The sequence below is a fragment of the Pseudomonas folii genome, assembly GCF_014357575.1.
Lineage (GTDB): Bacteria > Pseudomonadota > Gammaproteobacteria > Pseudomonadales > Pseudomonadaceae > Aquipseudomonas > Aquipseudomonas folii.
In genome coordinates this window covers 20,590-27,801 of sequence record NZ_JACONW010000071.1, presented here as the reverse complement: position 1 = coordinate 27,801, position 7,212 = coordinate 20,590, and the positions used below count along the sequence as shown (strand labels likewise).

At 59.8% G+C, this 7,212-nt stretch carries 6 protein-coding genes; 2 read left to right on the top strand and 4 right to left on the bottom strand.

Going from position 1 to position 7,212, the window contains the following annotated elements:
• Nucleotides 1-133: 133 nt before the first annotated feature.
• Both H8S59_RS15545 and H8S59_RS15540 read left to right on the top strand, forming a co-directional pair.
• Nucleotides 134-1,540: an adenosylmethionine--8-amino-7-oxononanoate transaminase gene (locus H8S59_RS15545; RefSeq protein ID WP_187521993.1), complete on the top strand. Its 1,407-nt coding sequence runs from the start codon at nucleotides 134-136 to the stop codon at nucleotides 1,538-1,540.
• 162 nt (nucleotides 1,541-1,702) lie between these two features.
• A complete protein-coding gene (locus H8S59_RS15540; protein WP_187521992.1) occupies nucleotides 1,703-2,422 on the top strand; it encodes a 16S rRNA (uracil(1498)-N(3))-methyltransferase in 720 nt (239 codons plus the stop codon).
• 230 nt (nucleotides 2,423-2,652) lie between these two features.
• On the opposite strand, the gene hydA is transcribed toward H8S59_RS15540, so the two are convergent.
• Genes hydA through H8S59_RS15520 form a run of 4 tightly spaced genes read right to left on the bottom strand, consistent with a single transcriptional unit; the run spans nucleotide 2,653 to nucleotide 7,208 of the window.
• Nucleotides 2,653-4,089 (bottom strand): dihydropyrimidinase, encoded by a 1,437-nt coding sequence (gene hydA / locus H8S59_RS15535; RefSeq protein WP_187521991.1) that lies wholly within the window; start codon nucleotides 4,087-4,089, stop codon nucleotides 2,653-2,655.
• Between the two features lie 24 nt (nucleotides 4,090-4,113).
• Nucleotides 4,114-5,010: an allantoinase PuuE gene (locus H8S59_RS15530; protein WP_187521990.1), complete on the bottom strand. Its 897-nt coding sequence runs from the start codon at nucleotides 5,008-5,010 to the stop codon at nucleotides 4,114-4,116.
• Nucleotides 5,011-5,066: 56 nt separating this feature from the next.
• Nucleotides 5,067-5,942 carry a MurR/RpiR family transcriptional regulator gene (locus H8S59_RS15525; RefSeq protein WP_095092764.1) on the bottom strand — a complete coding sequence of 292 codons (876 nt, stop codon included), beginning with the start codon at nucleotides 5,940-5,942 and terminating at the stop codon, nucleotides 5,067-5,069.
• An 18-nt stretch (nucleotides 5,943-5,960) separates the two neighbouring features.
• Complete coding sequence (locus H8S59_RS15520) at nucleotides 5,961-7,208, bottom strand: cysteine desulfurase-like protein (protein WP_187521989.1); 1,248 nt, start codon at nucleotides 7,206-7,208, stop codon at nucleotides 5,961-5,963.
• Nucleotides 7,209-7,212: the final 4 nt, after the last annotated feature.

Here is a 7,212-nt window from a genome sequence, read left to right as displayed (position 1 = left end):
CTCCTCGCGGTGCTCGTGCGCTCCTACAAGGGCTCGGTTTATCACACTAATGGTTGTTCCGTAGCCGGGCATTGCATAGGCTTGCGCGATTGCTCGTCCTCGCACCATGCGAGTCGTTATCCGGAGAAAACCAATGGGCCTGAATGATCAGTGGATGCAGCGCGACCTCAAGGTTCTGTGGCACCCCTGCACCCAGATGAAAGACCACGAAAGCCTGCCGCTGATTCCGATCAAGCGTGGTGAGGGCGTGTGGCTGGAAGACTTCGAAGGCAAACGCTACCTGGATGCTGTCAGTTCCTGGTGGGTCAATGTGTTTGGCCACGCCAACCCGCGCATCAATCAACGCATCAAGGATCAGGTCGACCAGCTGGAACACGTCATCCTTGCCGGCTTCAGTCATCAGCCGGTCATTGAGCTGTCCGAGCGCCTGGTCAAGCTGACACCTGAGGGCCTGACTCGCTGCTTCTATGCCGATAATGGCTCATCCTGCATCGAAGTCGCGCTGAAAATGAGCTTTCACTACTGGCTCAACCGCGGCCAGCCGGACAAGAAACGGTTTGTCACCCTGACCAACAGTTATCACGGCGAAACCATGGCCGCGATGTCAGTGGGCGACGTGCCGTTGTTCACCGAAACCTATAAAGCGTTGCTGATGGACACCATCAAGGTGCCAAGCCCGGATTGCTACCATCGCCCCGAAGGCATGAGCTGGGAAGAACACTCGCGCAACATGTTCGCGGCGATGGAGCACGCCCTGGCTGAAAACCACGCCACCGTTGCAGCGGTCATCGTTGAGCCTTTGATTCAGGGCGCGGGCGGTATGCGCATGTATCACCCGGTGTACCTCAAGCTGCTGCGTGAGGCTTGCGACCGCTATGGTGTTCATTTGATTCACGATGAAATCGCCGTGGGCTTCGGCCGGACCGGGACTATGTTTGCCTGCGAGCAAGCAGGTATCCGCCCGGACTTCCTGTGTCTGTCCAAGGCTCTGACGGGGGGATATCTGCCATTAGCGGCAGTGTTGACCACCGACGACGTTTACGACGCGTTCTACGACGATTACCCGACGCTGCGCGCCTTCCTGCATTCGCACAGCTACACCGGCAACCCGCTGGCGTGTGCGGCGGCATTGGCGACGCTGGATATCTTCGAGCAAGACAACGTCATCGAAAACAACAAAGCCCTGGCCCAGCGAATGGCGACGGCCACTGCGCATCTGGTGGATCATCCACATGTCGCCGAAGTGCGCCAGACCGGCATGGCACTGGCCATCGAGATGGTTCAGGACAAAGCGACCAAAACCGCTTATCCATGGCAGGAGCGCCGTGGCTTGCAGGTGTTTCAGCACGCACTGACGCGTGGCGCGTTATTGCGTCCGCTGGGCAGCGTGGTGTACTTCCTGCCGCCGTATGTGATCACGCCGGAGCAGATCGACTTCCTCGCCGAAGTCGCCACTGAAGGCATCGACATCGCCACGCGTAAAAGCATCAGCGTTGCCGTGAGAGAGAATTTCCACCCGGATTTTCGTGATCCGGGTTAGTAGCAAGCATTAGATGAAACGCGCCCCCCCCTTTGTGGGAGCGAGTCTTGCCCGCGATAAGGCTGGACGCGGTTCACTTTAGATCGCATCCAGCCTTATCGCGGGCAAGCACCGCTCCCACAGGAAAGCACGCAGTGATCCAAAACATTTCAGAGACCCACCATGAGACTGTCACGCTTCTTTATCGACGCCACCCTGAGCCTCGGTGAACACGAACTGCCTGAAGCCCAGGCGCATTACATCGGTCGCGTATTGCGTATGGCTGAAGGCGATGCGCTGCAAGTGTTCGATGGCTCAGGCGATGAGTTTCGCGGCACCTTGCTGGAAGTCGGCAAGAAACGCGTGCGCGTCCAGCTCGACGAAACCTTCCCCGGCCAGACCGAATCGCCGCTGCGTATCCATCTCGGCCAAGGCTTGTCCCGTGGCGAGCGCATGGATTGGGCGATTCAGAAGGCTACCGAACTGGGTGTCACGGAGATTACTCCGATTGTCAGTGAGCGCTGCGAAGTGCGCCTCAAGGACGAACGCGCCGAGAAGCGTCAGGCTCATTGGCAGCAGATCGCGATCAGCGCCTGCGAGCAATGTGGGCGCTCGGTGGTTCCGGTGATTCACCCGCCCATGCCGTTGACCGAATGGCTCAAGCGCAGCGATGCCGAACTCAAGCTCGTGCTACACCCGGTAGCAGAACCGCTGACCAGCCACAGCAAGCCAACCACCCTCGCCTTCCTGATCGGCCCGGAAGGCGGCTTGAACGACGCCGAAGTCGATCAAGCTCAGGACGCTGGTTTCCACGCCGCCCGCCTCGGCCCACGCGTGCTGCGTACCGAAACAGCACCTGTCGTGGCACTCAGCGTGGCGCAGCAGTTGTGGGGGGATTTCTAACTTCCGAGACATGCAGAATCACGACGCAAACATTGGACCTTGGCGGACGCAGATCGAGCACCGCACAGCAATCCAGTCAGCACAGGCATACTGTTGGAGCGAGGCTTGCCCGCGAATCCGCCGACTCGGTGGATCAGGCACACCGCGTTATAGCTCTTCGCGGGCAAGCCTCGCTCCAACAGTGCTGCCAAAGAAGGTCGTGAGCGCCTAAAAATTTAGCCGTTGATAAATCAAACCGGCAACTCGGTTTTCCTGCGCCGGGCCTTGGCCGGTTCCGGTCTTGCGCAGGGCAAGAATTGCCCGCGTCCCGGCTGTCCCAGCGCCGCTCCGTCCCACACCACGTCGCCCCGTGAAAGGGTCAGCGCAGGCCAGGCCGTCAAGCGCATACCCGCGTATGGCGTGTAATCCACGCGGTGGTGCAGGCGATCATTCTGCAGTTCAAAATCCAGCCCTTCGTCCCAGCTCACCAGATCCGCGTCGGCACCAATCGCGATGCTGCCTTTGCGCGGGTACAAGCCATACAACCGCGCTGCGTTAGTCGAGGTCAGCGCAACGAACTCCTGCTCCGTAATGCGCCCGGTGCAGACGCCTTCAGACCAGAGCAGCGCCATGCGCGTTTCAATGCCGGGGATGCCGTTGGCGACTTCCGAAAACGGCGCATGCTCGCCGTGTGCGCGCTTGCCGTCAGGGCCTTCGTAGCGAAACGGAGCATGGTCCGAGGAGAACACCTCAAACGAGCCATTCTGCAGGCCGTCCCAGATGACTTGCTGGTTCGCAGCGTCTCTCGGTGGCGGGCTGCAAATGCATTTGGCGCCTTCAAAACTGTCATCGCAGCCCAATGAGTCAGCGGTCAGAAACAGGTATTGCGGACAGGTTTCGGCGTACACCTTCAAGCCATGGTCCTGCGCCCAGCGAATCTGCTCAATGGCTTCACGTCCCGATACATGCACGATCAGGATCGGCACATCCACCAGTTCAGCCAGGGCAATGGCACGGTGAGTGGCTTCGCGCTCCACCAGCATCGGGCGCGATGTTGCGTGATAGCGCGGAGCACTTAACCCCGCCGCCAAAAGACGCTCCGTCAGCCAGGCAATACAATCGCTGTTTTCAGCATGCAGCATGACCATCGCACCCTGGGCACGTGCAACAGACAACGTCTCCAGTATCTGTCGGTCGTCCAGTTTCAGCGCGTCGTAGGTCATGTAGATCTTGAACGAGGTGTAACCCTCAGCGATCAGTTCAGGCAGCTCCCGGCGGAGAACGTCTTCGGTGGGGTCCGTCACGATCAAGTGGAAAGCGTAATCGATCAACGCCTTGCCATCCGCTCGCCGGTGATAATCATCGACAGCGGCTCGCAAGCTTTGCCCCTTCTGCTGGCAGGCGAACGGAATCACCGTCGTCGTGCCGCCGCAGGCCGCTGAACGGGTCCCGCTTTCGAAATCGTCAGCCATCACCGAGCCGTCGCCGGTGGGCTGATCCAGATGCACATGGCTGTCAATGCCGCCTGGCGTCACCGAGCGACCGGCTGCATCGATCTCCCGGGCAGCGCCTTCCAGACCCAGACCCAGCGCGACGATCAGCCCGTCACGAACACCAATGTCACTGACAAAACTGTCCGCGGCCGTGATGACTTTGGCGTTGCGAATGACTAAATCAAAAGCCTGCATGGCGCGGTGCTCCTCAAGGTGGGTTTAGCTACGGCTCATCCAGGCCTTGGCAATCTGCTCGCGGGTCGCGAACCAGACACCTTCGTGGCCCTGGGCATATTCGATGAAACGCTTTATCGCCCGCACCCGCCCCGGACGACCAACCATGCGCGGGTGCAAGCCCACCGACATCATGCGCAGGCCGTCGGCAGACTCCTCGTAGAGCACTTCGAAGCTTTCCTTCATGTACTCGAAAAAGTCCGACGCCTGGGACAAGCCGGGCGAGTTCCAGTAACGGAAGTCATTCACGTCACTGGTGTACGGCACGACCAGATGCTGCTTGCCTTCAACGTCAACGTAGTACGGCACGTCGTCGTTATAGGCATCGGAGTCGTAGAGAAAACCGCCCTCTTCGGCCACCAGACGCCGGGTTCGCACGCTTGCGCCGTAGCGGCAATACCAACCAACGGGACGCTTGCCGCAGGTGCGCTCGAACGATTCCACGGCAAGACGAATGTGCTCACGCTCTTCGGCTTCGGTCAGGCGGAACACTTCCTCCCAGCGATAGCCGTGACTGCAGACTTCATGGCCCAGCGCGACAGCTGCCTTGGCAACGTCCGGGTTCTGTTCGAACGCAACGGCACAGGCGTGAAAGGTGGACGGCACGCCAGCCTTTTCGAGGATTTCAAGAATCCGCCAGATACCCACCCGCGAGCCGTATTCATACATCGACTCCATCGCCAGATTGCGCACGCCATCAGGGAATTGGTAGCTGCCCCATTCGGTCATGCTTTCCTGATCGGGATCGCCCATTGCCAGCGAGCGCTCGGAGCCTTCTTCATAATTGATGACCAGACTGATTGCCAACCGCGCACCATTAGGCCAGGTGCCTTGAGGACGGTTTTGGCCGTAGCCGACCAGATCGCGAAGGGGTGAAGCCATAAGAGCAATCTCCTGCACAGGCGCAGAGGGTGGGGTTCAGACCGCCAGAATTCGGCTCAGCAGTCGATGTTTTTCAAAGCATCATGATCAGGGCCGCTCATCGACTGACCGTCGCGAAAAGCCAAGCCCATTGCCAGGGTCTGGGCCACGCAGAACGCCGCCGTCAGTGAGCGAAAACCCAGCAATTCCGCATCGTTGACTTCAATGATCACCGCCGCGTGCTGGCCGATGGGGCTGAGCAGGCTGTCGGTAATCGCCACAATAGGTGTACCTGCCGCCACCGCCTGCTGGCAGGCTTCTATGGTTTCCGGGGCATAAGGCGGGAAGCTCACAGCGACCAGAATGTCATCGCTGTGCAGCGCGCCGACTTGCTCGCGCAGTGAACCGCCGAGGCCACTGATGTGGACGGCGCGGCGGCCGACACGACTCAGCGCATAACTCAGGTAACTGGCCATCGGGAATGAACGGCGCATACCCACCACGAACGTCGTCCGTGCGCGTTGCAACAAGGTGATGGCCTGCTCCAGCGCTTCGACTTGCTGACCTTCGGCCAAGTGTTCAAGAGACACGATATTGGCCCGGCTGAACGCAGTCAGAATGGCGCCGACATCGGTCGGATCTTCCAGCAGTTCCTCGCCTTGATAGTGACGTATCCGCTCGCTGAAGCTTGACGAACCCGCCTGTTGCAACGGCGCCTTGAACAATCGCTGCAAGTCGCTGAAACCGTTGAACCCCAGCGCCTTGGCCAGACGAATGAAAGCCGATGAAGCAATCCCCGAGCGCTCCGCCAGCGCGGCCACCGTGTTGAGCGCCACGTCATGGGGATGCTCGGTGAGGTAACACGCCGCATCACGCATGCGCGCGGTCAAGCGATCCTGCTGCTCGACGATAGCCGCACGTAATTCGGCAAGGGTTTGAGGCACTGCTGACATGGAAGGTCGCTCGTAAAATCAGGATGGACGCAAATCGTTGATCGCCTCGGCCAGATGCCTGACCAGACGCTGCATTTCGTCGACCGTGTTGTAGTGCGCAATCGAGACGCGTACCACACCGCCGAACCGGGCCAGGCCCAACTGTTCGATCAAGTGTCGCGCGTAGAAGTCACCGAAGCGAATCCCGATCCCGTGTTCATCAATGCGCCGCACGATGGCTTCCGATTGCACGCCCTCCACCACGAAGCTGATGGTCGGCACCCGATCACCCGCGGTCACTTGCGGCTTGCCGATAATCCGCACGCCTGCTGTTTCTCGCAGAAATGACAGCAGGGTTTCGGCGAGCAAATCTTCCTGTACTTCGAACGCATCGAATGCGGCTTGCATGATCTGGCGCGGGCTGCCGCTGGCGCCCAGACGCTGACCGATATCCAGCAGGTATTCATTGATGCCCATGCAGCCGTAAGACAGCTCGTAATTGAGGTTGCCTGGTTGCAGCTTGTAAGGGATCACGTCCTGCCCGATGAAAAAGTGATTGAGGCTCGGCAGCTCCAGCAGCGCCTCTCGATGCCCCCAAAGGACCGCGAAGTGCGGGCCGAACACCTTGTAGAAACTGAACACGTAATAATCAGCGCCGCTGGCCTGCACATCTACCAGACGATGGGGCGCATACGCCACGGCATCGACGCACAATTTGCCGCCCACGGCATGCACACGACGGGCGACTTCGGCCACCGGGTTGACGCTGCCCAAGATGTTCGACGCATGGGTCATGGCCACATAGCGGGTACGCGAGCCAAGCAGCGCATCCAGGTCATCGAGCTCCAGCTCCAGCGTTTGCGGATCGACTGACCACACTCGCAACGTCGCACCACGCTCCTCGCACAGCCGCTGCCACGGACCGATATTCGCTTCGTGATCGCTGTGGGTGACGATGATTTCGTCGCCACTGTTGATCGACGGCGCAACAGCACGGCAAAGGATTTGCAGCAGATGCGTGGTCGAGCCGCCCATCACGCATTCTTCGGGGTGATACGCGTTGATCAGTTGCGCCACGGACTCCCGGGCTTGCAGCACTAACGCCCCTGCTGAAGCCGAACCTTTGTAGGACGCGCCCAATTGCACGCTGCTGTGGATCAGGTAATCGCGGACCCGGTCAGCCACGCGCCCAAGCACCGCCGAACCACCGGCGTTGTCCAGATAGGCAAAACCATCAGCCAGCATGGGGAACTGGCGGCGAACATAATCGATATCGAGGGCGTTCAATTGG

What these genes read in the sequence shown, in the direction of transcription:
- H8S59_RS15530 (WP_187521990.1), bottom strand. Translation starts at nt 5,010, where the DNA reads ATGGCTTCACCCCTTCGCGATCTGGTCGGCTACGGCCAAAACCGTCCT.
- H8S59_RS15545 (WP_187521993.1), top strand. Translation starts at nt 134, where the DNA reads ATGGGCCTGAATGATCAGTGGATGCAGCGCGACCTCAAGGTTCTGTGG.
- H8S59_RS15525 (WP_095092764.1), bottom strand. Translation starts at nt 5,942, where the DNA reads ATGTCAGCAGTGCCTCAAACCCTTGCCGAATTACGTGCGGCTATCGTC.
- hydA (WP_187521991.1), bottom strand. Translation starts at nt 4,089, where the DNA reads ATGCAGGCTTTTGATTTAGTCATTCGCAACGCCAAAGTCATCACGGCC.
- H8S59_RS15540 (WP_187521992.1), top strand. Translation starts at nt 1,703, where the DNA reads ATGAGACTGTCACGCTTCTTTATCGACGCCACCCTGAGCCTCGGTGAA.